At 59.1% G+C, this 26,758-nt stretch carries 32 protein-coding genes; 22 read left to right on the top strand and 10 right to left on the bottom strand.

Annotated elements, in window-relative coordinates:
* Positions 1-32 precede the first annotated feature (32 nt).
* Positions 33-635 (top strand): glutathione S-transferase family protein, encoded by a 603-nt coding sequence (locus KUIN1_RS09635; protein WP_104652953.1) that lies wholly within the window; start codon positions 33-35, stop codon positions 633-635.
* A 30-nt stretch (positions 636-665) separates the two neighbouring features.
* Positions 666-1,052, top strand: coding sequence for a lysozyme inhibitor LprI family protein (locus KUIN1_RS09640; RefSeq protein WP_011267277.1), 387 nt, complete (start codon positions 666-668; stop codon positions 1,050-1,052).
* 21 nt (positions 1,053-1,073) lie between these two features.
* On the opposite strand, the gene KUIN1_RS09645 is transcribed toward KUIN1_RS09640, so the two are convergent.
* Together KUIN1_RS09645 and folE are read right to left on the bottom strand one after the other, a co-directional pair.
* Positions 1,074-1,451, bottom strand: coding sequence for a glutaredoxin family protein (locus KUIN1_RS09645; protein ID WP_003405811.1), 378 nt, complete (start codon positions 1,449-1,451; stop codon positions 1,074-1,076).
* A 73-nt stretch (positions 1,452-1,524) separates the two neighbouring features.
* Entirely contained in the window at positions 1,525-2,070 is a 546-nt protein-coding gene (folE, locus tag KUIN1_RS09650; protein ID WP_003343112.1) for a GTP cyclohydrolase I FolE, read from the bottom strand.
* A 488-nt stretch (positions 2,071-2,558) separates the two neighbouring features.
* On the opposite strand from folE, the gene KUIN1_RS27630 reads away from it, so the two are divergent.
* Both KUIN1_RS27630 and KUIN1_RS27635 read left to right on the top strand, forming a co-directional pair.
* Positions 2,559-2,768 (top strand): hypothetical protein, encoded by a 210-nt coding sequence (locus tag KUIN1_RS27630; RefSeq protein WP_003343114.1) that lies wholly within the window; start codon positions 2,559-2,561, stop codon positions 2,766-2,768.
* A 91-nt stretch (positions 2,769-2,859) separates the two neighbouring features.
* Positions 2,860-3,027 carry a hypothetical protein gene (locus KUIN1_RS27635; RefSeq protein ID WP_003405800.1) on the top strand — a complete coding sequence of 56 codons (168 nt, stop codon included), beginning with the start codon at positions 2,860-2,862 and terminating at the stop codon, positions 3,025-3,027.
* A 458-nt stretch (positions 3,028-3,485) separates the two neighbouring features.
* Here the strand turns inward: KUIN1_RS27635 and KUIN1_RS09665 are convergent, their stop codons facing one another.
* The 3 genes from KUIN1_RS09665 to KUIN1_RS09675 form a co-directional block, all read right to left on the bottom strand.
* On the bottom strand, positions 3,486-4,043 hold the full coding sequence (locus tag KUIN1_RS09665) for a Smr/MutS family protein (RefSeq protein WP_058822463.1): 558 nt from the start codon (positions 4,041-4,043) through the stop codon (positions 3,486-3,488).
* A 45-nt stretch (positions 4,044-4,088) separates the two neighbouring features.
* On the bottom strand, positions 4,089-4,406 hold the full coding sequence (locus KUIN1_RS09670) for a hypothetical protein (RefSeq protein ID WP_003405796.1): 318 nt from the start codon (positions 4,404-4,406) through the stop codon (positions 4,089-4,091).
* Positions 4,407-4,554: 148 nt separating this feature from the next.
* Entirely contained in the window at positions 4,555-5,145 is a 591-nt protein-coding gene (locus KUIN1_RS09675) for a cysteine hydrolase family protein (RefSeq protein WP_003315142.1), read from the bottom strand.
* Between the two features lie 261 nt (positions 5,146-5,406).
* Here KUIN1_RS09675 and prmB point away from each other — a divergent pair, with 261 nt between their 5' ends.
* Positions 5,407-6,315, top strand: a complete 909-nt coding sequence (prmB, locus tag KUIN1_RS09680; RefSeq protein WP_024651614.1) for a 50S ribosomal protein L3 N(5)-glutamine methyltransferase — start codon at positions 5,407-5,409, stop codon at positions 6,313-6,315.
* Between the two features lie 89 nt (positions 6,316-6,404).
* Here prmB and KUIN1_RS09685 read toward each other — a convergent pair whose 3' ends face one another.
* Both KUIN1_RS09685 and KUIN1_RS09690 read right to left on the bottom strand, forming a co-directional pair.
* Complete coding sequence (locus KUIN1_RS09685; protein WP_024642073.1) at positions 6,405-7,208, bottom strand: hypothetical protein; 804 nt, start codon at positions 7,206-7,208, stop codon at positions 6,405-6,407.
* Between the two features lie 143 nt (positions 7,209-7,351).
* Entirely contained in the window at positions 7,352-8,383 is a 1,032-nt protein-coding gene (locus KUIN1_RS09690; RefSeq protein ID WP_011267282.1) for an alpha/beta hydrolase, read from the bottom strand.
* Positions 8,384-8,524: 141 nt separating this feature from the next.
* Here KUIN1_RS09690 and aroC point away from each other — a divergent pair, with 141 nt between their 5' ends.
* The 6 genes from aroC (at position 8,525) to KUIN1_RS09720 (ending at position 13,724) form a co-directional block, all read left to right on the top strand.
* Positions 8,525-9,616: a chorismate synthase gene (gene aroC, locus KUIN1_RS09695; protein ID WP_003405788.1), complete on the top strand. Its 1,092-nt coding sequence runs from the start codon at positions 8,525-8,527 to the stop codon at positions 9,614-9,616.
* 30 nt (positions 9,617-9,646) lie between these two features.
* Complete coding sequence (locus KUIN1_RS09700; protein WP_058399269.1) at positions 9,647-10,810, top strand: MFS transporter; 1,164 nt, start codon at positions 9,647-9,649, stop codon at positions 10,808-10,810.
* Positions 10,807-11,421: a methylthioribulose 1-phosphate dehydratase gene (locus tag KUIN1_RS09705; protein ID WP_003405783.1), complete on the top strand. Its 615-nt coding sequence runs from the start codon at positions 10,807-10,809 to the stop codon at positions 11,419-11,421. Before KUIN1_RS09700 ends, KUIN1_RS09705 begins: the two co-directional genes overlap by 4 nt.
* An 80-nt stretch (positions 11,422-11,501) precedes the next feature.
* The gene (locus KUIN1_RS09710) at positions 11,502-12,047 is read left to right on the top strand and encodes a 1,2-dihydroxy-3-keto-5-methylthiopentene dioxygenase (RefSeq protein ID WP_011267284.1); all 546 of its coding nucleotides are present in this window, start codon (positions 11,502-11,504) and stop codon (positions 12,045-12,047) included.
* 16 nt (positions 12,048-12,063) lie between these two features.
* Complete coding sequence (gene mtnC, locus KUIN1_RS09715) at positions 12,064-12,747, top strand: acireductone synthase (protein WP_024640613.1); 684 nt, start codon at positions 12,064-12,066, stop codon at positions 12,745-12,747.
* Positions 12,748-13,001: 254 nt separating this feature from the next.
* Entirely contained in the window at positions 13,002-13,724 is a 723-nt protein-coding gene (locus tag KUIN1_RS09720) for a helix-turn-helix transcriptional regulator (protein WP_024640612.1), read from the top strand.
* A 110-nt stretch (positions 13,725-13,834) separates the two neighbouring features.
* On the opposite strand, the gene KUIN1_RS09725 is transcribed toward KUIN1_RS09720, so the two are convergent.
* The gene (locus tag KUIN1_RS09725; protein WP_003315128.1) at positions 13,835-14,113 is read right to left on the bottom strand and encodes a DUF3509 domain-containing protein; all 279 of its coding nucleotides are present in this window, start codon (positions 14,111-14,113) and stop codon (positions 13,835-13,837) included.
* 346 nt (positions 14,114-14,459) lie between these two features.
* Here KUIN1_RS09725 and KUIN1_RS09730 point away from each other — a divergent pair, with 346 nt between their 5' ends.
* A complete protein-coding gene (locus tag KUIN1_RS09730) occupies positions 14,460-15,005 on the top strand; it encodes an ankyrin repeat domain-containing protein (protein ID WP_152091959.1) in 546 nt (181 codons plus the stop codon).
* Between the two features lie 100 nt (positions 15,006-15,105).
* Positions 15,106-15,624, top strand: a complete 519-nt coding sequence (locus KUIN1_RS09735) for a hypothetical protein (protein ID WP_003405772.1) — start codon at positions 15,106-15,108, stop codon at positions 15,622-15,624.
* Here KUIN1_RS09735 and KUIN1_RS09740 read toward each other — a convergent pair.
* Entirely contained in the window at positions 15,621-16,547 is a 927-nt protein-coding gene (locus KUIN1_RS09740) for a ZIP family metal transporter (protein WP_003405769.1), read from the bottom strand. The two genes, KUIN1_RS09735 and KUIN1_RS09740, sit on opposite strands and share 4 nt — an antisense overlap.
* Positions 16,548-16,702: 155 nt before the next feature.
* Here KUIN1_RS09740 and KUIN1_RS09745 point away from each other — a divergent pair, with 155 nt between their 5' ends.
* The 8 genes from KUIN1_RS09745 to KUIN1_RS09785 all read left to right on the top strand — a co-directional run bounded on the left by KUIN1_RS09745 (position 16,703) and on the right by KUIN1_RS09785 (position 24,993).
* Positions 16,703-16,894 (top strand): PLDc N-terminal domain-containing protein, encoded by a 192-nt coding sequence (locus tag KUIN1_RS09745; protein WP_003315122.1) that lies wholly within the window; start codon positions 16,703-16,705, stop codon positions 16,892-16,894.
* 200 nt (positions 16,895-17,094) lie between these two features.
* Positions 17,095-17,955 (top strand): polyamine aminopropyltransferase, encoded by an 861-nt coding sequence (speE, locus tag KUIN1_RS09750; RefSeq protein ID WP_003371548.1) that lies wholly within the window; start codon positions 17,095-17,097, stop codon positions 17,953-17,955.
* Between the two features lie 263 nt (positions 17,956-18,218).
* Positions 18,219-20,306: an LTA synthase family protein gene (locus KUIN1_RS09755; protein WP_058822460.1), complete on the top strand. Its 2,088-nt coding sequence runs from the start codon at positions 18,219-18,221 to the stop codon at positions 20,304-20,306.
* A gap of 191 nt (positions 20,307-20,497) precedes the next feature.
* Positions 20,498-20,734: a hypothetical protein gene (locus tag KUIN1_RS09760; protein WP_003405762.1), complete on the top strand. Its 237-nt coding sequence runs from the start codon at positions 20,498-20,500 to the stop codon at positions 20,732-20,734.
* Between the two features lie 247 nt (positions 20,735-20,981).
* Entirely contained in the window at positions 20,982-21,323 is a 342-nt protein-coding gene (locus tag KUIN1_RS09765; protein WP_003371555.1) for a ribonuclease E inhibitor RraB, read from the top strand.
* 461 nt (positions 21,324-21,784) lie between these two features.
* Positions 21,785-23,194: a circularly permuted type 2 ATP-grasp protein gene (locus KUIN1_RS09775; protein WP_003371557.1), complete on the top strand. Its 1,410-nt coding sequence runs from the start codon at positions 21,785-21,787 to the stop codon at positions 23,192-23,194.
* A 12-nt stretch (positions 23,195-23,206) separates the two neighbouring features.
* Positions 23,207-24,166 carry an alpha-E domain-containing protein gene (locus KUIN1_RS09780; protein WP_003405759.1) on the top strand — a complete coding sequence of 320 codons (960 nt, stop codon included), beginning with the start codon at positions 23,207-23,209 and terminating at the stop codon, positions 24,164-24,166.
* Entirely contained in the window at positions 24,163-24,993 is an 831-nt protein-coding gene (locus tag KUIN1_RS09785; protein ID WP_116886305.1) for a transglutaminase family protein, read from the top strand. The genes KUIN1_RS09780 and KUIN1_RS09785 overlap by 4 nt, the downstream gene beginning before the upstream one ends.
* A gap of 54 nt (positions 24,994-25,047) precedes the next feature.
* On the opposite strand, the gene KUIN1_RS09790 is transcribed toward KUIN1_RS09785, so the two are convergent.
* The gene (locus KUIN1_RS09790) at positions 25,048-25,419 is read right to left on the bottom strand and encodes a rhodanese-like domain-containing protein (protein WP_011267291.1); all 372 of its coding nucleotides are present in this window, start codon (positions 25,417-25,419) and stop codon (positions 25,048-25,050) included.
* 609 nt (positions 25,420-26,028) lie between these two features.
* On the opposite strand from KUIN1_RS09790, the gene KUIN1_RS09795 reads away from it, so the two are divergent.
* Entirely contained in the window at positions 26,029-26,757 is a 729-nt protein-coding gene (locus KUIN1_RS09795; RefSeq protein ID WP_011267292.1) for an amidotransferase, read from the top strand.
* The last annotated feature ends 1 nt before the right edge of the window (position 26,758 follow it).

Genomic DNA, 26,758 nt, shown 5'->3' on the forward strand with positions numbered 1-26,758 from the left:
CGTCAATATAGATGCAGCAAGGGAGCAGTCTGATGTACAAGGTTTATGGCGATTACAACTCGGGCAACTGCTACAAGGTCAAGCTGATGCTTAACCTGCTGGGCAGCGAGTACGAGTGGGTGCCGGTGGATATTCTCAGCGGCGAAACCCAGACCCCGGCGTTTCTGGAAAAGAACCCCAACGGCAAGATTCCGGTGCTGGAGCTGGAAGACGGCACTTGCCTGTGGGAGTCCAATGCGATTCTCAACTTTCTGGCTGACGGCTCTTCGTACCTGCCGAGCGAACCCAGGCTGCGTACCCAGGTGCTGCAGTGGCAGTTCTTCGAACAATACAGCCATGAGCCGTCGGTTGCGGTGGCCCGTTTCATCCAGTTCTATCTGGGCTTGCCGGCCGAACGCATGACCGAGTATCGGGCCATGCAGAAGGCCGGCTATCGCGCACTGGCGGTGATGGAGCAGCAGCTCGACCGTACGCCGTTTCTGGTCGGCGAGAATTTTTCCATCGCCGACATTGCCTTGTATGCCTACACCCACGTCGCGCATCAGGGCGGTTTCGATCTGGCACCCTACACCGGGATCCGCCGTTGGCTGGATCGGGTCAAGGCACAGCCGGGTTACATCGGTATGCTGGACTGACACATCCGTCATTTGAACAAAGGGAAATGTATGCGCGTTCCAATCGTACTGCTGGGTGCTTTCATTGCGCTGGGTATCGGCTGCTCGGCCCAGGCCGAGGACTGCGACGCCAATCAGGCCAGCATGAACCGCTGCGCTGCCAATGAGCAGGCAGCGCTCGATGCCGATCTCAACAAGCAGTACAACGCGCAGATGGCGTGGTTGAAGACCCCGGCGAAAAAGCAGGCACTCAAGGATGCGCAACGAAAGTGGATAGCCCTGCGTGACGCCGATTGCCTGTATCAGACGGGCAAGCCCGAGGATTCAGGCTCTATCTGGCCCTTGCTGCAGTCGCAATGCCTGGCCGAGCAGACCCGCGTACGACTGAAGCAGCTGCAAGCCTATGTGGCCTGTCGCGCGGAAGGTTGCCCGCGCTGAGAGGCGCCGGGCAAACGGCGGTCAGATCGCGCCGAAGCGCTGGTTCAGGTAGTCGATGATCACCTTGGATTCATACATCCATACGGTTTTGTCACCTTCCTCGATGCGCAGGCAAGGCACCTTGATCCTGCCGCCCTCGTTGAGCAGGGTCTGGCGATCAAGCTCGTTGTTTTTCGCATCGCGCAACGCGACCGGAACATTAAGGCGGCGCAGGGCGCGACGCGTCTTCACACAGAACGGGCAGGCATGGAACTGATACAGCGTCAGGTTCTGAGCCGCTTCAGCGACAGCCGCCTGGGCCTGCGGATCACGTTTCTTCCTGCTCGGGCGAGTCAGGAAATCGATGCCGATGACGAGTTGGCCGAGGCCGACTCTTAACGCTTTCATGAACAAGGTCATACCTCTTGCGGGCGGTGGCGTGCCCAGCCGTGCGTTCAGCGTGCCTCACGGCAGGTGAACGCAGGCTGAACGATCACTTGATCAGGCTGAGAAACTCACTGCGGGTGGCCGCGTTTTCACGGAATTCGCCCAGCATCACCGAGGTGATCATGGCCGAGTTCTGCTTCTCGACGCCACGCATCATCATGCACATGTGCTTGGCTTCGATCACCACCGCAACGCCCAGCGCGCCGGTGACCTGCTGGATGGCTTCGGCGATCTGGCGGCTGAGGTTTTCCTGGATCTGCAGACGGCGGGCATACATGTCGACGATACGCGCCACTTTCGACAAGCCAAGCACCTTGCCCTGCGGGATGTAGGCCACATGTGCCTTGCCAATGAACGGCAGCAGATGGTGCTCGCACAGCGAGTACAGCTCGATGTCCTTGACCATCACCATTTCACTGGCATCGGAGCTGAACAGCGCGCCGTTGGTCACTTCTTCCAGGGTCTGCGTGTAACCGCGACACAGATACTGCATGGCCTTGGCGGCGCGCTTGGGGGTGTCCAGCAGACCTTCGCGCGAGACGTCCTCGCCCAGTTGCCCGAGGATGGCGGTGTAATTCTGTTCCAGTGTCACAGAGGGTGATTCCGTATAGGTTTCAGAGCGGTACGTTTGGGTCTGTACCGATTTTTTACCAATCGAGCTGGTGTCCCGTTTGCCGATCCCGCTCCAGTGGAGTTGGGCGATTGCGCATACGTAACCTGCGGATCTCGTCGATTGGCGATGAAAGCGAGGTTTATCCCGGCGATTGGGCACATGTTAGCGTAGGTGTGCTCGCAGTTGTACTGCCGTGGCCTCGTAATGCTTTCGCAATCAGCGCCGGTTTTTAGACTTTGCCCTGCATTGCGCTATAGCCAGGTGCTTTTCAGAGCCGCAGAAAAGCGAATGCAGGGAGCATGTGTTTTGGCTTGGGCTCTCCGACATGCGTTTCTGTTGCCTTGATTGGAGTGCTGGAATGACATATGTCGTAGCTTTTTCAAGCGTTTGCAAAGCAGATCTGAAGCGTATCCTTGCTTCATGAAGGCGGCTTGTGAGATTAAGGTCAGACTCTGATAGGAGGTTGGATGCCGAGTCAAAAGGACGAGCTGGAACTTGAGAAACTCCAGGCTGAGGTTCACAAGTTTGTGGCTGAGGCACGAAAAATGATCGCAGAGACCAATAAGCTCCAGCGCGAAACGAGCTTTTATCCATTCGTGGCGGCTGGTGGGTTGATCACCGTAATCGTTACTGCTGCCGCTTTCATTCACAAGCTCCAGGCAGCCAGTATCCAGTAGCGGACAGCGACTTGCAGCGCTTGAGATTCAGGCTGGACCAAGCGAAAGTGTGTACGCAACGCATGAATCGGCATTTCGAGAGAAGATGAGTATGAGTCACGATCAAGTCATAAAGCGGATGCGCGAAGACCTCGAGCAGTTGGGCAACGAGGTCCGCAACATGCCTGCCCATGAACCACGAAACGTTCTGGTGTCTGCTGCATCCGGTGCAGTATTTGCTCTGGTTTTTTCATGGCTTGCATTCAAGGTCTGGTTCTGAAGGCCTGCGATAGCTATGTCAGGGCAGTTAGTCGCCTGAGTCAGGTCCAAAGTCGTATGGCTTTTTTGTGTCTGGCTGGCTGTTGTTTTGTTTGCCCTGAAAAATCCGCTTTTACAGCTTTTGTATCCTCTCGCTTACACGTTGGCGACCAGATCGCTACCCACTTCCGAGGTCCATTGCGGTCTGAGTAGGCAGGTCATCAATCCATTGCCTGTCTAGAGAGTAAACCCGGATGTTGAGTCGAGTAGCAAAAATAGCGTTGTTCGCGATTGTACTGTCGTCGGTTTCCGGTTGCTGGCCGTTCTGGCCTGGTCCGGGCGGACATGGCGGCGGTGGCGGGCATCATGAGGGCGGTGGTCCTGGTCCTGGCGGTCCTGGCCCGGGTCGCTGAGTCACCAGCGGGGCGGCAACATGCAGCCCGACGACGAGTCTGACTGACTGGAAGGGCGCGGCGGGTTCTACTCGTCGCGCCCTTCCATCATGGTGCGCCTGAGGATCACGTACACCGCACCTGCACCGCCATGTTTGGCCAGGCAGGAGCAAAAGCCCAGTACCTGCGAATGCTGACGCAGCCAGGTGTTGACGTGGCTCTTGATCATCGGCCGCTTGCCGTCCAGGCGTACCGCCTTGCCATGGGTGACGCGTACGCAGCGTATTTCCAGACGGGTTGCTTCAGCCAGATATTCCCACAGCGTCTCGCGCGCCACTTCCACGCTCATGCCATGCAGGTCCAGGCTGCCCTCGAAGCTGATCTGCCCGAGTTTGAGCTTGCGCATCTGACCTTCCTGCACACCGTCACGCGACCAGCTCAGAACATCTTCAGGACCGACGTCGATCACGAATTGATCCGACAAGCCGTCGACGGTCACCGAGTCGGTGCGCAAGGTCGCCGACTGGCGCAGGCGGGCCAGCATTTTTCGATCGGTCTTGGGTTTGCCGACATCGGCGTGTTCATGCTTGAGCGGCTTGACGCCACGTGTCTCGCTTCTGAACAGGGAAAAATCGTCGTCTTGCATGGGGCCTCCGCGAAGGAGGCCATTCTAACCGGTCCGGCGAGAGGGTCAGTTGTGTTTTTTCATCAGATGCGAAGAGATACTCAAGCCGCCAGCACTGCGCTGACGACGGCAGCGGCGCCATAGCCAGACACCCATGTACAGCACCAGCAATCCGCCGATGGCGACAAACGCCGCGCCGCCGGGACTGGCGTTGAGTTCACCGAGCATCTGCGGATGAACCGTGAGGCTGGATGCACCGGCAATCGTCAGCAACAGGCCCGCGACCACAAGGAGCAGTGCGATCAGCGTGCCGATGCGTTTGCCCCAGTTGCCCTGACCCCTGGGGCGCAGGCGACGTGCATCGAAACCATCTGACGTTTTCATGCCTTTTCCTCAACAGGTATCAGCTCAATGGAGTATCGGCGCTCTGACCCGGGGAAGGAGGGGTGGTTCCCGCCTCCGGGACGATCCATGACGGCACAGGATGGGCGGTTATGTGAACGCTGTCACACGCTTCCTCGCCTGTGTCGCGTCAGACAAGATCTTTGGTCAGTGCCAGGGTGGCGAAGTTGTCGGCCATGATTGCCATCTCGGTTCGGTGCACGACCTCTGCGCTGACCACGCCGTGCGGGCTCGGCAGGTCGCGGGTTGCGCAGGCATCGTCGACCAGGGTGCAGCGATAACCGTAGTCCTTGGTGGCGCGAACCGTGGTGCTGATACTCGAATGACTCATGAAGCCACAAACGATCAGGTCCAGGTGCCCCAGACTCTGCAGCAGTTCATGCAGCCCGGTGCCATTGAAGGCATTGGGCAGGCGCTTCTCGACCAGATGTTCATCGCCCTGCGGCAACAGCTCCGGCACCAGTTCACCGCGCTCGCCATGGGGGTCGAACGGGCCGCCCACAGTGCCCAGATGGCGGATGTGAACGATCGGGCACTTGACCGCACGTGCCTTCTCGACCAGCCGGCCGATGTTGGCCATGGCTTCTCTGACGCCGGTCAGGGCCAGCGGGCCGCGGAGGTATTCTTTTTGCGCGTCGATGATGATCAGCGTCGCGTTACTCAGATGGGCGGGCGCATGCACCCTGCCACTGAGTTGAAACATGGTCTTTAAATCGGACATTCACGGGCTCCTTGGTGTGGGGCTTTTGCGACATTGTCCTCTGGCTGAAGCGTTCTGGGAATGGCAACCATCGCAGGCCACGGTTTTTATGGCCTGCAGGGCAGTTGCAGGAGGGGGTGGCTGGCGGTTTGCCTTGATGGCGGTAGACGAATCATGGAAACTTCCCCGCCTATCGGGTACGAAGAATGCACGTTGTTCGTAACCAGACTGTTCACCGAGGCTCGTCTTACAGCAGTTCGTTGCCTTTCAAGGAGTTTGTCCATGATCACTTCCCGTCTGCGTACCGTGCGCGACCATATACGCTGGGCCGTCAGCCGCTTTCACGAGGAAGACGTATTTTTCGGTCATGGCACCGACAATGCCTGGGATGAAGCACGGCAACTGGTGCTGGGCGCACTGCACCTGCCTTGGGAAATTGCCGACAGCTACCTGGATTGCCGTATGGAAGTCGATGAAATATCCGAACTGCAACGCTTGATCAAGCGTCGCATCGATGAGCGTGTGCCAACTCCTTATCTGCTGGGCGAGGCCTGGTTCTGTGGCATGTCGTTCATTGTCGATGACCGCGTCTTGATCCCGCGTTCGCCCATCGCCGAGCTGATCGAAGAGCGTTTCGCCCCCTGGCTGGCCGACGAGCCGGCGCGGATTCTCGACCTGTGCACAGGCTCCGGTTGCATCGGTATCGCCTGCGCCGAGGTGTTTCCCGAAGCCGAGGTGGCCCTGGCCGACCTGTCCTACGACGCACTGGAAGTGGCCAATCAGAACATCGAACGTCACGGCATGGAGGATCGCGTCTACACCGTTCAGGGCGACGGATTCGACGGCCTGCCGGGTCAGCGCTTCGACCTGATCGTGTCCAACCCGCCCTATGTGGACGCCGAAGACTTTGCCGATATGCCCGACGAGTATCAGCATGAGCCGGAGCTGGCGCTGGCCTGTGGCAGCGACGGTCTGAACCTGGTCCGCCGCATGCTCGCCCAGGCCGCCGATCATCTGAACGAGAAGGGCCTGTTGATCGTCGAGGTCGGCAATAGCCAGGTGCACGTGCAGGCGCTGTACCCGGAGGTCGATTTCGCCTGGCTGGACTTCCAGCGCGGCGGGCATGGTGTGTTCATGCTCACGGCAGAACAGTGCCGCGACCATCAGGCACTGTTCCAGTCGAAGGTTTGAGCTCAACAGCCGCGATAAGCGGCTGAGGCTGAGACAAAAGGGAGGCTGATATCAGCCTCCCTTTTTTATCGGCTTTATCGGCGCGTCTCTTATCGGTGCGTTGCGATCCAGATCAGCAGCCCGGCCTGGAATACCGCGAAGGTCACCAGGCAGGCAATCGTGAAGCGCAGGCCGCTGTCTTCACGCTTGTATTTGCTGACCCGGTCTTCATGCTGGCGAATCGTCACTTCCTGCTCGATCAGATTTTTCTCGGCCTTTTCCAGCATCTGCGAGGCTTCGAGAATCTCGATGATCTGCACCTTGTCGTTGTTCCAGGTGCTGTGCAGGTTGCCAACGTGTACATCCTTGATCGCGCCTTTCATGTGCTGGGCATCGGCATACGTCACTTCAAAGCCCAGCGTGCGCAGAAAGTGATCGCGACGCAGACGTGTGTCTTCGTTCAGACCGTCCTTGCTGGCCAGCGCCACGCCTTCAATCTTGTAGGAAGACCATCTTTTCTGCGCCCAATGCACCGCATGAGCAATCATGAAGCGTCCGATACCGCGGTTCCATGGCTCGATCTGCAAGCCTGACTCGGGACCGAAGCGCACCATGCGTTTTTCGTGGTCGGCCCAGATATCCAGATGGTTCTGTTCCTTGCGCACCCGCTGACCTGGCAATTGCACCGTGATGCGCAGCAGGCTCAACGCCTTGCTGTGCCGCTCGGCACGGCCAAACTGTACGAAGCGCAGGGGGCGGCCGCCTGTGGCTCGGTCGGTGGGCAGTGGCGACAGACGCAGCATCTGAAAGCTTTCGGGCAGAACGTCTTCCCACGGCTGCGGGGGCACCGGCACTGCGACTTCTGCGCTGGCCGGTTCTGCGGGGGTTTCAGTCATGGTAGTTGCGTCTGTCATAAGGGTGTCCTTTCCTGGGCCTTGCCCCGGAGCACGTTCGCCGGGGCATAAAGGTGCCGAAACACTAAGGTGCCGGAACACAGGGCCAGCAAATCGCTATCGGCCAGATTCGCCAGGACTGAAGGGCTTTTGACTAACGCGCGTCAGATCTTTTTCCCGGGTGTGGCATCCGGGTGAGGCAGCGCCTTGATGAAGCTCAGGATCCGCTCGGTCACTTCACTGGCCAGCGGCTGGGTCGGATTGCGGTAGGAGAGCAGTTGTTGCTGCAAATCGTCCGGGACGATGCGCAGCACATGATTCATGCCGTCGATCAGGGCCAGCTGTGCATCCGGCTTGGCCTTCTGCAACAGCAGCGCATCACCCACACCGACCTGAATGTCGTTGCGACCCTGAACGATCAGCGCCGGAATGTGCAAGGCACCGAAAGCCGCCGCCGGGTCCTGGCGGAACAGCGAGATCAGGTACGGCTGGACACTGGGGCGGAACACCACTTCCAGCTCGGCGGGCACGTTGTCATCGGTCTTGCCGGCCTTGAGTTCGTCGAGCAACTGATCGCTGCGCTGCAGCAGGTCCGGTGGCAGGCGCTCCTGAAACTGTTCGCGCAGCACCTGATCCACCGGTCGCCCGGTGCCGGCCACGGAAATCAGCGCCGCTGCTCCTACTTTTTCAGCCGCCAGCGTCGCCACCAGCGCGCCTTCGCTGTGGCCCAACAGAATCAACTGGCCCAGGCGCGGGTTGGCTTTCAGCGCTCTGGCCCAGAGCTGCACATCGGCCACATAGCGCTCGACGCTCAGGTTGCGTTCATCCGGCGTGACCGCCTTGCTGGCCGCGACGCCGCGTTTGTCGTAGCGCACGCTGGCGATATTGTTGCTGGCCAGGATCACCGCCAGGCGTTTCATGCTGTCGTTGCGTCCACCCTCCGGGTTGTTGCCGTCGCGGTCGGTGGGGCCGGAACCGGCGACGATCAGCACCACCGGCACCGGTTTGTCGGAACGCGGCATGAGCAGCGTGCCGTACAGCTTGCCGTTCTCGGTATCCACGCTTATCGGCCGCTGCACCGTACCGGGCGCCGCAGCGCTGGCGGTTGCGGCGGCCAGGCTCAGGATCAGGGTTATCGGCAGGGCCAGCAGACGCAGCGCGTTGGGAACTCGAAGCAGGGAAATACCGGATAACATCGCAAGGCCATCATTGGGGGAGTCACGCTTGGACGCACGCGGTGACAGAAGGTTCGAGGATGAACTGAACCGCGAGCCTGCGTATACTGGCGCGCTTGGTTTAACGATCTGGTTTTTTGGCTGATTTTTCGGAGCGCCCGCATGTCCGGCAACACTTTCGGCAAGCTGTTCACTGTCACCACCGCCGGCGAAAGCCACGGCCCGGCGCTGGTCGCTATCGTCGACGGCTGCCCGCCGGGGCTGGAGCTGGACCTGCAAGACCTGCAGCGCGACCTGGACCGGCGCAAGCCGGGCACCAGCCGCCATACCACGCAGCGTCAGGAAGCCGATGAGGTCGAGATACTCTCGGGTGTCTTCGAGGGCAAGACCACCGGCGCGTCCATAGGCCTGCTGATCCGCAACACCGATCAGAAATCCAAGGACTATTCGGCGATCAAGGACCTGTTCCGCCCGGCCCACGCCGATTACACCTATCACCACAAGTACGGCATCCGCGACTACCGCGGTGGCGGACGCAGTTCGGCAAGGGAAACCGCCATGCGTGTGGCTGCGGGGGCCATCGCCAAGAAGTATCTGGCAAGCCAGGGCATCGTCATTCGCGGCTACATGAGCCAGCTGGGCCCGATCCAGATCCCGTTCAAGACCTGGGATTCGGTAGAAGACAACGCGTTTTTCTGCCCCGACCCTGACAAGGTGCCGGAACTGGAAGCCTACATGGACCAGCTGCGACGTGATCAGGACTCGGTCGGTGCGAAAATCACCGTGGTCGCAGACGGGGTAATGCCGGGTCTCGGCGAGCCGATCTTCGATCGTCTGGACGCTGAGCTCGCGCACGCGCTGATGAGCATCAACGCGGTCAAGGGTGTGGAAATCGGTGCCGGTTTCGACTGTGTTGCCCAGCGCGGCACCGAGCACCGTGACGAGATGACGCCACAGGGTTTCCTGTCCAATCACGCGGGCGGCATTCTCGGCGGCATTTCCTCCGGCCAGCCGATCATCGCGCATCTGGCGCTCAAGCCGACCTCCAGCATCACCACGCCAGGACGTTCTATCGATGTCGATGGCAACGCCGCCGATGTCATCACCAAAGGTCGGCATGACCCGTGTGTCGGCATCCGTGCCACACCGATTGCCGAGGCAATGATGGCCATCGTTCTGCTCGATCACCTGCTGCGCCATCGCGGTCAGAACGCCGACGTCAGCGTCAACACACCTGTGCTGGGGCAGGTGTAATGTACGCCGTCACGGTTGCGGACTGCTAGCGTGGCGCAACCTGGCGGCGGACAGCTGCCTTACTGGCGGCTGTCCGGGTTCTACGTATGCTATTTCGCCTTGCTGGGCCTGTCGGCGCCGTTCATGGCCCTTTACCTGCACCATCTGGGTTTTTCCAGCGCACGGATCGGCGAGCTGGTCGCCATTCCCATGCTGATGCGCTGCGTCGCGCCCAATCTCTGGGGGTGGCTGGGTGATCACACCGGTTGGCGTCTGACCATTGTGCGGTCTGGTGCCATCTGCACGTTGCTGGCGTTTTCGCTGATCCTGGTCGAAAAAAGCTATGCCTGGCTGGCAATGGTCATGGCGCTCTATGCGTTCTTCTGGCACGCCGTCCTGCCGCAGTTCGAAGTTATCACCCTCGCACACCTGCAAGGCCAGACCTCGCGTTACAGCCAGATCCGCCTGTGGGGCTCGATCGGTTTCATTCTGGCCGTCGTGGTGCTGGGGCGGGTGTTCGAATGGTTCAGCCTGGACCTGTTTCCCTATATCGCGCTGACGATCATGTCCGGTATCGTTATCAGCAGCTGGTGGGTGCCGAATGCGCATCCCGCACCGTCGAGCCGCGAAGCCGGGTCGGGCGGTTTTCTCAGGCAACTGGCGCGCCCCGGTGTATGGGCGTTCTACCTCAGTGTCGCGCTGATGGTGCTCAGCCATGGGCCGTATTACACCTTTTTGACCCTGCACCTCGAAGAACTCGGTTACAGCCGCGGCCTGATCGGCCTGCTATGGGCGGTCGGCGTGGTGGCTGAAGTGCTGATGTTCATGGTTATGAGCCGGATTCTGCAGCGCTTCACCGTGCGCCAGGTACTGTTCGCCAGTTTTCTGCTGGCCGCACTGCGCTGGCTGCTGCTGGGGCTGTTTGCCGATCACCTCACCGCGCTGCTGATTGCCCAGGTGATGCACGCCGCCACGTTCGGCAGCTTTCACGCCGCTGCCATTCATTTCGTGCAAAGTAGCTTCGGTCCGCGTCAGCAAGGTCAGGGGCAAGCGCTTTATGCTGCCTTGTCCGGGGTCGGCGGGGCGTTGGGCGCTCTGTATTCCGGTTACAGCTGGAACGCGCTGGGGCCGACCTGGACCTTTGCCATCGCCAGCCTTGCAGCCTTTGCCGCTGCCGTCATGATTGTCACACCCAAGAAAGAGGAAGGTGTATGAGCCGCGAACAATTGAGCCTGGAAATCATCGAGGCCGGGCGTTTTCTGTACGGCCGTGGCTGGTCGCCTGCCACCAGTAGCAATTATTCTGCGCGCCTTTCTGCCAGTGAGGCGTTGTTGACCGTATCCGGCAAGCACAAGGGCCAGTTGGGCCCTGACGATGTGCTGGCCACCGATCTGGCTGGCAACAGCCTGGAGCCCGGTAAAAAGCCGTCTGCCGAAACCTTGCTGCATACCCAGTTGTACAGCTGCAGGCCGCAAGTCGGCGCGGTGCTGCACACCCATTCGGTGAACGCGACCGTGTTGTCGAGGCTGACCACGGCCGATCATCTGGTGTTCGAGGATTACGAACTGCAGAAGGCCTTTAGCGGCGTGGTCACTCACGAGTCGCAGGTCGTGGTACCGATTTTCGACAACGATCAGGACATTGCCCGTCTCGCGGCAAAGGTGCAGCCTTGGCTGGACACCCATCCCGAGTGCGCCGGCTACCTGATCCGCGGTCATGGCCTCTACACCTGGGGGGCTAAAATGAGCGACGCCTTGCGCCAGATCGAAGCGTTCGAGTTCCTGTTCGAATGCGAACTGAAAATGCGCGCGGTAATGAACCGCTGACAACGTCTTGCCAAACCAGTCTGTAAGCCTGACCGGCCTGTAAAAGCCGGAAGGCGTTGCACCAAACCGAGGATTCACGCATGAGCAGCCTGTCCGTTTATCACGTTTCAAGCCCTGATATGCCCAACAAGGTGCTGACCCATCTGGAAGACATCGCGTCGACACTGGCCGAGCACGGCGTGGCGTTCGACCGTTGGGAAGCCGCGACGCCGATCACTCCCGGTGCCAGTCAGGAAGAGGTGATCAGCGCCTATCGCACGCAGATCGACACGCTGATGACCGAACGCGGTTATGTCACCGTGGACGTCATCAGTCTCAACAGCGATCACCCGCAAAAAGCCGAATTGCGCGCCAGGTTTCTTGAAGAGCACCGCCACGGCGAAGACGAAGTACGCTTTTTCGTCGCCGGGCGGGGCTTGTTCACCTTGCACATCGACGACTATGTGTACGCCGTGCTGTGCGAAAAGAACGACCTGATTTCCGTACCGGCCGGCACGCGGCACTGGTTCGATATGGGCGAAAACCCGCACTTCGTGGCCATCCGCCTGTTCAACAACCCGGAAGGCTGGGTGGCCAATTTTACCGGTGAAGACATTGCCGGCCGTTTTCCACGGCTGGAAGACTGACAGGAGCCCGATTCTGATGCCCATCAAAGCTATCCTCACGGATATCGAAGGCACCACCAGTGCAGTGAGTTTCGTTTTCGACGTGCTGTTTCCGTTCGCCAGAAAGCACCTGCCCGCATTCGTTCGCGAACATGCCGAGCAACCGGCCGTGGCGCAGCAGTTGCAGGCGGTGCGCGACCTGGCCGGTGAGCCGGACGCCGATGTCGAGCGCGTCATTGCACTCCTGCTGGAATGGATCGCCGAGGACCGCAAAGCCACACCGCTCAAGGCCCTGCAGGGGATGGTCTGGGAGCAGGGTTACAACGCCGGACAGCTAAAGGGGCATGTTTATCCGGATGCTGTCGATGCCTTGAAACACTGGCATCAACAGGGCTACCGGCTTTACGTTTATTCCTCGGGCTCTATTCAGGCTCAGCAATTGATTTTCGGCTGTTCCGAGGCGGGCGATCTGTCCGGCCTGTTCAGCGGTTACTTCGATACGACCTCCGGCCCCAAGCGCGAAGCGCAGTCCTACCGGACGATTGCCCAGGCAATGGACTGTCCTGCCGGGGACATTCTGTTCCTGTCGGATATCGTCGAAGAACTCGATGCCGCACAGGCCGCCGGCATGGCCACCTGTGGTCTTGCGCGTGATGGCGGGGCACTTGCCGGGCACCGGTATGTGACCAGTTTTGCGCTTATCGACCCAGCCGCTTTCTAGAAGACTCCCGCCTGCTGTGCGCGGCATCGTCCTGATGCCGCTGCATTGAAAACTGCCTGCCGCAAGGCTCACGCACTACGTCTGTAGGACTTTTCCTGCTTTCTGGTGAGCTGTTGCCGGGTTGAAAGTGCGTTGAATCTGTTTGTTCTGTTCGCCGTTTTTCAACGTGATTATTCGTGTAAGTTCTGCGCCATCGCCAACGGGGTCACGGACAACACCTGTACCGATTCACGGGCGAACAAGGAGCGGCAGCGATGTGCAGTGCCATGACAGAAAGCGCAACCAGGGACTTATTGATACAGCAGATGGTGAGCACGATTACCGAGCTCGATGGGCAGACCGCCATCGAAAATGCACTCGAGTGGTTACGGCGCGAATGCAACAGCGAGCGCGCGATGTTCTTTCAGTTCAAGGGGCCGCTGTTGCTGACGTTCATCACCTCCAACGTCGACGAAGCGTGGGGCGATGCCTACCGTCAGCACGATCTGATCATGCAGGACCCGGTAATCCGTTGTTATCGCAATCAACTGGGCTTCCTTAACTGGCAGGATGCGTTCAGGCAATACCCGGTATCCGCCTTTTATGACGAGCTGGTCGATGCCTGTGAACTGCTTCCGGCCATCTCCTACGGCTACACCAATCATTGCCGCGGTGCCGACAGCGTGACATCGGTGTGTAGCCTGGGCGAAGTGGCGCGGCCCATCAGCGCTGAACAAAAGTACCTCATGAGCAGTCTCATGCCGGTGCTGCACAGTGTCGCGCGGGGTCTGAAGTTCTGTTCGCGCGGTCTGACCCATCGTGAGCTGGAAGTCTTGCAGTGGGCCAGAGACGGGAAGACGGCCTGGGAGATCTCGATGATCCGCGACGTGTCGGAGTCGACGGTGAAGTATCACCTCAAGACCATCTACTCCAAGCTCGGCGTTGCCAACAGGGCACAAGCGGTGGGCGAAGCACTGTGTCGTGGCCTTATCAGATAGTCGGCGGACAAAACGCAGGCAAAAAAAAGCCGCGAGAACAAGGTGTAATCGCGGCAAACAAGGGATGAGAGAGCGTACAGCGGGTGCCACCCAAGAGGGTGGCGGGCAAATCAACGTGTGTGATACGTCGGCAGATCAAAACGGTGCTGGCTTTGCAGCATCGAGATGGCTGGCAACTCGCTGGCTTGTGCAGCCAGGTCACGGCGGATGGCACTGATTACCCATTCCAGTTGAACCGGAGTGTGCAACTGAGCATAAGAGACTGAGCGACGGATCTGCTTACCATCCTGGGTACGCAGTGACAACAGAACACCACCATCGGGACGCGGTTGAGTGGTGACGGTGTAGTCGGAGAATACGGAAGCGAATTTTTCTTGAATAAAAGTCATGTGAGGCGGCTCCATTGCTCATGGGATAACAAGCTTGCAAGTACTATTGCAGTGTCTGTGCCAGACTTTCCTTGAAATTTAATCCTTTAAAATCAATAACTTGAAATATCTCTTGTTTTCAGGCTTCGTGCATTTTGCATGAACACCCGTCGTGCGCCCTGCATTTTGCCGTTTCTTGCACGATGGGCATCGGGCAGAAGGGCGATTGCATGCATTGCGGCGATCATGAGCAGGCATTGCGCATGGGGATCGATGCCAATCGAACAGCTGGCGAGACTTGAGGTCAGTGTGTTTATCGATGCCGGGTCAACGCATACCCGGAGTACCGTGCGCCAAGGAGTAGTTAATGACCGATACAGATATCAGCGCTTCGAAAACCATGACTGAAGAAGAAGCTGCCGAGTTCGCCGAGCAGGTATTCGATGTGGCTCGCCAGGGGAATGCCGTCATGCTCGAGCGTCTGCTTGAAAAGGGCCTGCCGGCAGATCTGCGCAACCACAAGGGCGATACGCTGCTGATGCTGGCCAGCTATCACTGCCATGCGGATGCGGTCCGTGTGCTGCTGAACCACAAGGCTGATCCTGAAATCCGCAACGATAATGGCCAAAGCCCCATCGCCGGCGCAGCGTTCAAGGGCGATCTGGCAGTGGTCAGGTTGCTGGTCGAGGCGGGTGCCGATATAGACGGTGCCTCTGCTGATGGCCGTACCGCATTGATGATGGCCGCGATGTTCAACCGCAACGAGATAGTCGATTACCTGATCAGTCAGGGCGCGGACCCGCATGCCACCGATGCCAAGGGCATCACTGCACTGGGCGCCGCTCAGGCAATGGGCGCGACCGTCACCATCGAGCAGTTGAGCAAAATGGGCGTGCAGCCAGCCCGGTCCTGACGGCGAGTGCATTGACCGCAAGGCATGAACACATAGAGGCGCGATGGATTTACCGTTATCCTTCGCGCCTCTTTTTTTGCCCGCTATCAGGATCGCCCCCATGAAAGACTCACTGGTCGAATTAATCAGCAAAGTCAGCTCCGGCTGCATGGGCGACGATGAGATCGTGCATATCGCCGATGAAGCCGCGCAGGCGTATGCCGATCCGCAGGCATTTCTGGCGGCCAACCCTGATATCAACTACGACGATACATTCCCGATCCCGCTGGGCGAGTGGGTCGTGGTGGGCAGCCTGCCGGAAACCGTACTGTTCCAGGCCGACAGCTACATGGACCTGTTCGAGCAGATCGTGCAGTCGTTTGGCAAGGACGTGACCTTCAACATCAAGCCCAGGCAACTGGCCAAGGTAGAGCCGCTGGTCGCGCTCAATCGCATTCAGATTCAGTTGAGCAGCATGAACAAGGAGATGGGCGGCTATGTGCTGATGAACTTCAGCCAGCCACTGGATGACGAGTTGCAAGCGGTGCTGGTGTATGGCCGTGACGAAGCACGCGTAGTCGAGCTGGCAGCAACGGCCGGCATCCATGCCGCACCTGCACTGCAAGCCTTGCGCGGTTAACCCAGCGCCGTATCGAGAAACATCATCACCGCAAAGCCGCCCATCAGGCCCAGGGTTGCCGAGGTCTGATGGCCATTGCGGTGGGTTTCCGGGATGACTTCATGAGAGACCACGAAGATCATCGCGCCTGCCGCCAGCCCCATGCTCAACGGGTAGGCGATGGCAAAGCCGCTGGAGATGCCCAGGCCCACCAGTGAGCCCAGCGGCTCCATGAGGCCGGAACCGATGGCCACCAGCATCGCCTTGAAGGCCGACAGGCCGGTCGCGCGCAGGGCCAGCGCAATGGCCAGACCTTCGGGAATGTCCTGAATGGCGATGGCCGTGGTCAACGGCAGGCCGACGTTCATGTCGCCGCTGGCGAAACTGACGCCAATCGCCATGCCCTCGGGCAGGTTATGCAGGGTGATCGCCAGCACGAACAGCCAGACCCGACTGATTCGATCCGAATGAGGCCCCTGGCGGCCTACGCTTTCATGTTCGTGCGGGGTGAACCTGTCCAGCCCCAGCATCAGCAGCACCCCCAGCCCCAGGCCGGCGACAACTGTCGCAGCTGCCCACGGCCCGCTGTCGGTAATGTCCCGGGCGGCTTCCAGGCCTGGAAGAATCAGCGAGAACGAACTGGCCGCCAGCATCATCCCCGCAGCGAACCCGAGCATGATGTCCTGAGCGCGTTGCGAGACGTTGCGCAGGGCAACCGCCATCACTGCGCCTAGCGCCGTCGCCAGAAAACCCGCGATACCGCCCAGCAGGGCGTGATTGAAGTTGACCTGACTGGTGCCATAGAAGGCGTTGTAAAGACTGATGCCGCCGAGGCCGACGACGATCAGCAGGGCCAAGGCGAAGCCCAGGCTTACCAGCGGGCTGCCCTGAAGCTGGTTTAACCAGGCCGCCCAGGGCGTTCGGGATGATGCGGGCGTAGGCATTGATAGGGCTACCTTTGTAAAGGGGGAGAAGCAATGGTGACTGAAATATGAAGTCGACCCCGTCTGGGAGCCCGAGAATATAAGGTTGGTTCAACGGAACCCCCGAACGGCGCGACTATCCTAGGAGGGTAAGCATTCAATTTAGGGGCAACACCATGGGTTCTAGCTTCAACGGCCTGGTCGGCTTGATCATTCTGGCGCTCGATATCTGGGCCATCATCAACGTCTTGAAAAGCGGTGCCGAGACGGGCAAGAAAATCCTTTGGGTATTGCTGATCGTACTGCTTCCCGTGGTGGGCCTGATCATCTGGGCTATCCTCGGGCCGCGTGGCAACGTACGCATGTGATACGTCCACACGCTGGGCAAATAACGCTTGATTACCCTGGGTAATCAGGCGTTTTTCGTTTCATGCGTCGGGCATTTGCAGCGGCAATGCCACGCCAGGCTGCATAGAGGTTCGACCTGTCATGTTCCTCGACGTAGAATGCGCGCCTTTGTTGTGGGCGGTCGGCCGTCCTGTCATCAGTACCCAGCGGGAGCTTACCCATGAGCGATTATCAGGAAACGTTATACGAAGGCTACGGCCAACGCTTTCGTATGGAAAAAATGCTTCACGAAGTACGTACCGATCACCAGCACCTGGTGATCTTCCAGAACCCGCGCATGGGCCGTGTCATGGCGCTGGACGGCGTCATTCAGACCACCGAAGCGGACGAATTCATCTACCACGAAATGCTCACCCATGTGCCGATTCTGGCGCACGGTGCAGCCAAGCGCGTACTGATCATCGGCGGTGGCGACGGCGGTATGTTGCGTGAAGTCGCCAAGCACATGAGCGTCGAACACATCACCATGGTCGAGATCGATGCGACCGTGGTCGAGATGTGCAAGGAATATCTGCCCAATCATTCCAGCGGTGCCTTCGACGATTCGCGTCTGAACCTGGTGATCGACGACGGCATGCGCTTCGTCGCGACCACCGAAGAGAAGTTCGACGTGATCATCTCCGACTCCACCGATCCGATCGGCCCGGGTGAAGTCCTGTTCTCGGAAAACTTTTATCAGGCCTGCCATCGCTGCCTCAATGAAGGCGGCATTCTGGTCACCCAGAACGGCACGCCTTTCATGCAGTTGAGCGGTGTGCAGACCACGGCCGGGCGCATGAACGGTCTGTTTGCCGACTGGCATTTCTATCACGCAGCGATCCCGACCTACATCGGCGGCGCAATGACTTTCGCCTGGGGTTCGACCGACAAGAGCTATCGCAAACTGCCGCTGGAAACCCTGCGTCAGCGTTTCTCGGGCAGCGGTATTGTTACGCGTTATTACAATCCGGAAGTCCACATCGGCGCATTCGCCTTGCCACAGTACGTTCTGCAGGCCGTGGGCAAGGCCAGCAACGACTGATGAGTCGGTCCGGCTCCTCGAGCCGGATTTTCTCGAGCGTGGCCTGTGAGGCTTTATAAGCGCTTAATTCGCGACAGAAATTTCACACGATCTGTCACAAAATTGCGCGCGAAGCTGAACAGGCACGCGTCTTCATGGGCCGACCTGGCCCCTGGCGACCCGCAATCAAGTAATATCTGCGCCCTGTCGCGCGCCGTCTCCCTCAAGAGGAGGGCGGCGCTGCACTCTGAACCTACCCCTGAATCCACCGGATCCTGACAACCATGGCCAAAACGGACGCCCAGATTCATCGGCAAGCCCGCCTGCAAAACCCCACTGTCAAATCGCATCTGGCGTACATCCTGCTCAGCGGCTTCGCCCTGATGGTGATGTACACGCTGTTGCGTATCGGTCTGCTGGTCTACAACCGCGAGATGATTGGCGACACGCCTGCCTCGACGTTCCTTGAAGCACTGTTCAACGGCACGCGCTTCGACCTGCGCCTGACCATGTACCTGTTGATTCCGCTGGTGCTGTCGCTGTTCAGCGCACGCGCCATGGCGGCCCGCGGGTTCTTCCGTTTCTGGCTGACCCTGGTCGGCAGCATCACGCTGTTCTTCGGCTTGATGGAAATGGACTTCTACCGTGAGTTTCACCAGCGCCTGAACGGCCTGGTGTTTCAATACGTCAAGGAAGACCCGAAGACTGTTCTGAGTATGCTCTGGTACGGTTTCCCGGTGGTCCGCTACCTGCTGGCATGGGCCGTGGTGACCTGGCTGCTGAGCCTGGTGTTCAAGGGCATTGACCGTGCAACCCGTCCACGTGTCGCTGCAAAAACCGGTCCGCAAGCCACTCGCTCCGTTGCGCCGTGGTATGTGCGCGCCGGCGTATTCGTGCTGGTGTTGCTGGTCATGGTGGTCTGCATCCGTGGCACTTTGCGCCAGGGCCCGCCGCTGCGCTGGGGCGACGCTTACACCACTGATTCCAATTTCGCCAACCAGTTGGGCCTCAACGGCACACTGACGCTGATCACTGCGGCCAAGAGCCGTATGTCCGAAGATCGCGACAACATCTGGAAAGCCACGCTGCCACAGAACGAGGCCCAGCAGACCGTGCGCGACATGCTGCTGACCCCGAACGACAAGCTGGTCGAGCCGGATATTGCGGCTGTGCGTCGTGACTTCACGCCACCGGCAGAGAACACCTTGCCGATCCGCAATGTGGTCGTGATCCTGATGGAAAGCTTCGCCGGTCACTCGGTGGGCGCGCTGGGCAACGATGCCAACATCACGCCGTACTTCGACAAGTTGTCCAAGGAAGGCCTGTTGTTCGATCACTTCTTCTCCAACGGTACCCACACCCACCAGGGCATGTTCGCCACCATGGCGTGCTTCCCGAACCTGCCGGGCTTCGAGTACCTGATGCAGACGCCGGAAGGCAGCCACAAGCTGTCGGGTCTGCCGCAATTGCTGAGCACGGGCCGCAACTACGATGACGTCTACGTCTATAACGGCAACTTTGCCTGGGACAACCAGTCGGGTTTCTTCAGCAACCAGGGCATGACCAACTTCGTCGGCCGTGAAGACTTCGTCAACCCGGTGTTCTCCGATCCGACCTGGGGTGTTTCCGACCAAGACATGTTCGACCGTGGCGCGCAGGAGCTCAAGGCGCGTCAGGACGGCAAGCCGTTCTATGCGTTGCTGCAGACCCTGTCCAACCACACGCCGTATGCGCTGCCGGATCCTCTGCCGGTCGAGCGCGTCACCGGACACGGCTCGCTGGACGAGCATTTGACCGCCATGCGTTATGCCGACTGGGCGCTGGGCCAGTTCTTCGAGAAGGCCAAAAAAGAGCCTTACTACAAGAACACGTTGTTCGTGGTGCTGGGTGACCATGGTTTCGGTAACGACAAGCAACTGACCGAAATGGACCTGGGCCGTTTCAACGTGCCTCTGCTGCTGATCGGCCCTGGTGTGCAGGAGAAGTTCGGCCAGCGCAGCAGCATCGTGGGTACGCAGGTCGACGTCGTGCCGACCATCATGGGCCGTCTGGGTGGTCTGAACCGCAACCAGTGCTGGGGCCGCGATCTGCTGAACCTGCCTGAGGGTGACAAGGGCTTCGGCGTGATCAAGCCGTCGGGCAGTGAGCAGGTGGTCGCTATCATCAGCGGCAACCGTATCCTGATCGAACCGACCGAGATGCCTGCCAAGCTGTTGACCTACACCCTTGGCGCCAAGCCGCATGCCGAAGAAGTGCCTGATGCGCCCGACACGCAGGAGCTCAAGCGCAAGCTGGAAAGCTTCCTGCAGACGGCCACCAAGAGCCTTCTGGACAACACGGCAGGTGTAGAAGCCAGCAAGAACCGCAACTGATGACAACTGACTCGTCCGGCTGACCGGCGAGTCGGATCAGTCAAGCGACGAAGGCCCTCGGCATTGACTGCGAGGGTCTTTTTTTTTGCCCGGCATGGCTGGCCCGGCGGCGTAATCGGTTGAACGAATACGCGGGCCAAAAGGTCCAGATCACATAAGCCAGAGTGCCTGGCTTCGTACGGGAGGCATTGATGAAACAGTGGGCCATTGTGTATCTGGACAAGGATGGTGTGCAGCAACGCCGCGAGGCTGGTTTTGATCAGCGTCCCAGTGAGGAGGAGGCCGCGCGTTTCCTGCGCAAGGACCTTTACCCGGTCACCGACGAGCTGGATCTGAATGATCTTGATGGGCGCACTGAGGAACCTACCGTGAAGACGCTCAAGGACCATAACAGTGTGCAGATCGTTTCCATTACAGAAGTCGCCTGATCTGCGCTGATCAAAAACCTTTTCGTGGCAACCACTTGGCATCCGGCCCACGATAGGGCTACTCTGCAGATGAGGCTGTTCAGGCAGCCTCTGACATCTCGATACCCGACCGGCGCCAAGCCTGGTCCGGTCAGCTACATGCTTGTTTCCCCGCGCCGGATTATCTGTCGTGAGGCGACCTCCGAAGACTCGGCGGTCGCTCTGGAAGAGTTGAAACTCTATCTATCGTTGCATAGGAGGACGTTTCATGAGCACAGCCTATCAAGAGGACATCAGCAGTAATGTACTGCGCCGCATGAAAGAAGGCGGTTTTGACTTCGCACGAATCTATCCCATCGAGTTCTACGCCATCTTCCCGGACGAGGAGCGGGCACGGCAGGCCGCAGAGCAATTTCGCGGCGAATCCCTCAACACTCAGGTAAACGTACGTGATGACGGCCATTGGCACCTGCAATTGAGCAAGGTCATGTACGCGACTTATCACGGCATTGGTGACTTCGAGCAGGACTTCCAGACGGTCATTTCACCTATGGACGGCGAAGTCGAGGGATGGGGCGTTACTCAGGAGATCAGAAGACTGCACGCTTGATGGCTGCGGATTGTCAGGCAATACACCACCGGCTGATTCGGGACACGTCCCGGATCGGCCGGTTCTGTTTTAGCGCCTCGTTCATAAACATTGATCAAAAAAAAGCCACTCAAACGAGTGGCGCAAAGGGAAGTCTGTTTAAAATCCGCAGGCATTTCTCGCCTGCTGGACAAAATATCGGTTGCGGCAAAAGCGGCGTTTGGTGCCCTGTTTGCTCGGTTGATATGGAGTGTGGAGAACTAATGTCGTTGGCGGAAATCAACTCTGACTATGCTGATCATAGATTTCACGGTTGAATGACGCCTCCGAATGAAGCGCGAAAGAATTGGCTTGGGCGTTTAGTGCACAGGAATGGTGCGTGGAACGTAGAGTGTTTACCTAACCTTTTGAAATCAAAGCGTTTATGCCGGTGGCACGGGCTTTGCGATGGTCTTGGTGTCCATGGTGACAAGGAGTACGGCATGATCCGCACCTTTTATGACGAGATGTACGATGCGGGCGGCGTAGTCCGTCCGCACTATCGGGAGTTCGCCCGCTGGCTGGGTGATACACCTCCCGAGCTTTTGGCTCAACGCAGGCGCGAAGCTGATCTGCTGTTTCACCGTGCCGGGATCACGTTCACACTCTATGGTGATGAGCAGGGCACCGAGCGGCTTATCCCTTTCGATACCATCCCGCGCAGCATCCCGGCCAGCGAATGGCGGGTTGTCGAGCGTGGCTGCATTCAGCGCGTCAAGGCGCTGAACATGTTTCTGGCGGATCTGTATCACGACCAGCGGATTATCAAGGCCGGGATAATTCCCGCCGAACAGGTGCTGGCCAACGAGCAGTATCAGCTGGCAATGCAGGGCCTGAACCTGCACCGCGATCTGTACTCGCATATTTCCGGCGTCGATCTGGTGCGCGACGGTGACGGCACCTATTACGTGCTGGAAGACAACCTGCGCACCCCGAGCGGCGTGAGCTACATGCTCGAAGACCGCAAGATGATGATGCGCCTGTTCCCGGAGCTGTTTTCCGCGCAGCGCATTGCGCCGATCGACCACTACCCGAATCTGTTGCTCGACACGCTCAAGAGTTCCAGCCATCTGGACAACCCGAGTGTCGTGGTGCTGACGCCTGGCCGCTTCAACAGCGCCTTTTTCGAGCATGCATTTCTGGCTCGCGAGATGGGCGTCGAACTGGTGGAAGGTGCTGATCTGTTTGTCCGCGATGACCGCGTGTTCATGCGCACCACTGATGGCCCGAAAGCCGTTGACGTGATCTATCGTCGTCTCGATGACGCATTCCTCGATCCGCTGGCCTTCAACCCTGACTCGATGCTGGGCGTCCCGGGGCTGCTGTCTGCCTATCGATCCGGCAACGTGGTGCTGGCCAATGCGATTGGTACCGGCGTTGCGGATGACAAGTCGGTTTATCCCTACGTCACCGATATGATTCGCTTCTATCTGGACGAAGAGCCGATTCTCAAGAACGTGCCGACCTGGCAGTGCCGCAAGCCCGAAGAGCTGTCGCATGTGCTGGCCAACCTGGGCGACCTGGTCGTCAAGGAAACCCAAGGCTCCGGCGGCTACGGCATGCTGGTCGGCCCCGCAGCGACCGCCGCCGAGATCGAAGCCTTCCGGGCGCGCCTCAAGGCCAAGCCGCATGCGTACATCGCCCAACCCACCTTGTGCCTGTCGACCTGTCCGACCTTTGTCGAGAACGGCATCGCCCCGCGACATATCGATTTGCGCCCGTTTGTTCTGTCCGGTCGTGAAACCCGCGTTGTGCCTGGCGGGCTTACCCGAGTGGCCTTGCGTGAAGGCTCACTGGTGGTCAATTCGTCACAGGGTGGCGGAACCAAAGACACCTGGGTGGTCGAGGATTAAGGATGCCTGCCAATGTTAAGTAGAACTGCCTCTGATCTTTTCTGGATGTCGCGTTACCTGGAGCGAGCGGAGAACCTCGCCCGTATGCTGGACGTGAGCTATTCGCTGTCGCTGATGCCACAGGACGGGCGGGGCGACGGACTGGATGAAATAGCCATGCCGTTGCTGATCACCGGAACGCTGGAAACCTATATCGAGCGTCACGGCGAGCTGCATGCCGAGCGCATGCTGCATTTCTTTGCTCTGGACGCTACCAACCCGGCCAGCATCTACAGCTGCCTGGGCGCAGCAAGGGTCAGTGCGCATGCCGTGCGCGGCCGCATCACCGCAGACATGTGGGAGAACATCAACTCCACCTGGCTGGAGATTCGCGGCATCGCCCAGCAGGGGCTGACCCGCTACGGCATGAGCCGTTTCTGCGAATGGGTCAAGGAGCGTTCGCACCTGTTCCGTGGCGCGACCTACGGCACCATCATGCGTAACGATGCGTTCCGCTTCATCCGTCTGGGTACGTTCATCGAGCGCGCCGACAACACCATGCGCATGCTCGATGCCCGCTATGAAATGCTTGAATTGCGCGGGCCACAGGCCAATGCTGCAGCAGACAACTCGGCGGCCGGTTATTACCAGTGGAGTGCCTTGTTGCGCGCACTGTCTTCGTTCGAGGCTTACACTGAAGTCTATCGGGACGCGCCAGGCGCGCGTCAGGTTGCCGAACTGTTGCTGCTGCGTGCCGACATTCCGCGTTCGCTACGCGCGTGTCTGGAGGAGATGGACGTCATTCTGGCCAGCCTGCCCGGCGTCAACGGTCGACCTGCGCAGCGCATGGCGGCCGAGATGGACGCGAGATTGCGCTACACCAGCATCGACGAGATTCTGGCTGAAGGCCTGCACGAGTGGTTGAACGAATTCATTCCGCTGCTGGCTCAACTGGGTGATGCCATTCACACTTCGTACCTGGAGGCTGCATGAGACTTTCGATAAGCCATGAGACCACCTATCACTATGATGACCAAGTGCGCTCGAGTATCCAGTATCTGCGTCTGACGCCTCACGACAGTGAACGTCAGCAAGTGCTCAGCTGGCAGTTGACGTTGCCACGTCCGGTGCGCGCGCAGATCGACCCCTTTGGCAATATCCTGCATGTTCTGAGCCTGGAAGAGCCGCACGAAGCGATCATCATTGGCGCGCGCGGGCAGGTTGAAATCGACGAGACCCGCGAGGCCGAGCACGAAAGCCAGTCGGCATTGCCGTTCTTGCGCGTGACCCGACTGACCGAGCCTGACGAGGCGATTCGCAGTTTTGCGGCCATGGAGTGCCGCAAGCGCGCTGACCGCACGGGGTTGATCGACCTGATGCAGGCGCTCAACCAGCACATGACCTACACCCAGGGCGCAACCGAAGTGGACACCAGTGCCGCGCAGGCCTTCGCCGGACGCTCGGGCGTGTGTCAGGACCATACCCACGCGTTTCTTGCCTGTGCCCGTAGCCTTGGGGTACCGGCTCGTTATGTCTCCGGCTATCTGTGCAGCGAAGACAGCGAGCATCTGTCCAGCCACGCCTGGGCCGAGGCCTGGATAGACGACGCCTGGTACAGTTTTGATGTCACCAATCAGTTGGCCATCCCCGAGCGTCATTTGAAACTGGCGGTAGGGCTGGACTATCTGGACGCCTGTCCGGTACGCGGCATGCGGCGCGGCGGCGGATCCGAGCAGATGCACGCCAAGGTCGTGGTGTCGCCCATGACCGGCATGCCGAAAGTGAAAACCCGCGTGCAGGTCCAGACGCAGCATCAGTAATCCGCAGCGGGTCTGCGCATCATGAAGTGGCCGGGCTCAATTGCCCGGCCCTGTTCATTCGGCGGGGTCGTCGGTGATGTCGTAGAGCGCGTTGTGCAGCTCTTCATAGTTGCCGCCATTGATGACGCTGAAGTAGCCGGCAGCCCGGAGCTTTTCCTGGGCCTTGTCGGCCTTGCTGTCCGTGCTGCTGAAAATCACGAACACCGCATTGCGGTCGGTGAGCACCTGTTTCATCTGATTGACCAGCCGTCGATCATCGACGCGTACCGCGTTCAGTACCGTGCCTGCGTCATAGTCGGTCTGGCTACGCACATCCATCGCCAGTTTGCCTTCCTTAAGCGCCGCCACGGCTGCAGCCTGATCGACCATCCCGGCGTGTGCTGCGAAACTGCTGACAAGTGCACAAACAGCAATCCATTGGCGCATACATTCAACCTCCCTCAGTGCGAAGGGAAAGAGTGGCACAGATGAACGTTGATCGAAAGCGCGTGGATCAACCAAACAATCGATTCAGGTTAGGCACGATCAATAACAGCGCAGTGGTGAAGAGGATCAATCCCGCCTGACGTACTTTGGAGTGTTTGAACTTGAACATGGCTGACCGCCTTTTGTTGTTATTCCTGAGCGACAAAAGCAGGCCCGATCTGCAAAACAGATAATCGACTGCTGGCAAGGTTGTGCATTGAACAGGTGGGTCCGGTCATTCGACCGCTGGCCCGAGCGCTGAAAGGATTTTGCGCGCCTCCTGTTACAGATATAACCATAGAGCCGAGGTGCCTTATAGTTTAGAACTGTTGGGAATCTAAACGTGTTTATCTAGAATCGAAAGCTATTACCGAGTGGGGCGCTGAATGCTCAGGCCTTTTCTAGACGCTTCGTCGGTGGCCTGCAGTTTTGCACCGTTCGTCCGGGACAGAATTTTCCTACATGGAATAAACGTCTGAAACGGGCCGGGGTGCTGCTTGATTTGCCGAGGTCTTCAAGGCAGGCTCTGCCGGTGCGCTACTGCCTCATTACTGCTTCAGGGTCTCTCTTATGTCTTTACGCATCTGTATTCTGGAAACCGACAATCTGCGACCTGAACTGGTCGAGCAGTATCATGGGTATGGGCGGATGTTCGAATTACTCTTCGCTCGCCAGCCCATCGCCGCAGAGCTGACGGTTTACAACGTGGTGCAAGGGGACTATCCACCTGCAGACGAGCAGTTCGATGCTTACCTGGTGACCGGCAGCAAGGCCGACTCATTTGGTACCGACCCCTGGATTCAAACCTTGAAGGTCTATCTGCTGGAACTGTATCAGCGCGGCGAAAAACTGCTGGGTATCTGTTTCGGTCATCAGTTGCTGGCGTTGCTGCTGGGCGGCAGGACCGAGCGTGCGGTGCAAGGGTGGGGCGTCGGCATTCACCATTATCAACTGGCCCCCGCCAGGCCGTGGATGACGCCGGCGATGGACAAGCTCACGCTGCTGATCAGTCATCAGGATCAGGTGACTGCGCTGCCCGAAAACGCGACGGTGCTTGCGTCCAGCGAGTTCTGCCCGTTTGCGGCCTACCATATCAATGATCAGGTGCTGTGTTTCCAGGGGCATCCCGAGTTCATCCATGACTTTTCCCGCACCTTGCTTGACCTTCGTCAGGAAGCGCTGGGCGAGCAGATTTACAAGCAGGGTGTCGCCAGCCTGGATCACGACCATCATGGCGCGACAGTGGCGGAGTGGATGATGCGCTTCGTGGCGCATAAACCGGAAAAACAGTCCGTCTGAC

It is taken from the genome of Pseudomonas sp. KUIN-1 (assembly GCF_009176725.1).
GTDB classification, from domain to species: Bacteria; Pseudomonadota; Gammaproteobacteria; order Pseudomonadales; family Pseudomonadaceae; genus Aquipseudomonas; species Aquipseudomonas fragariae.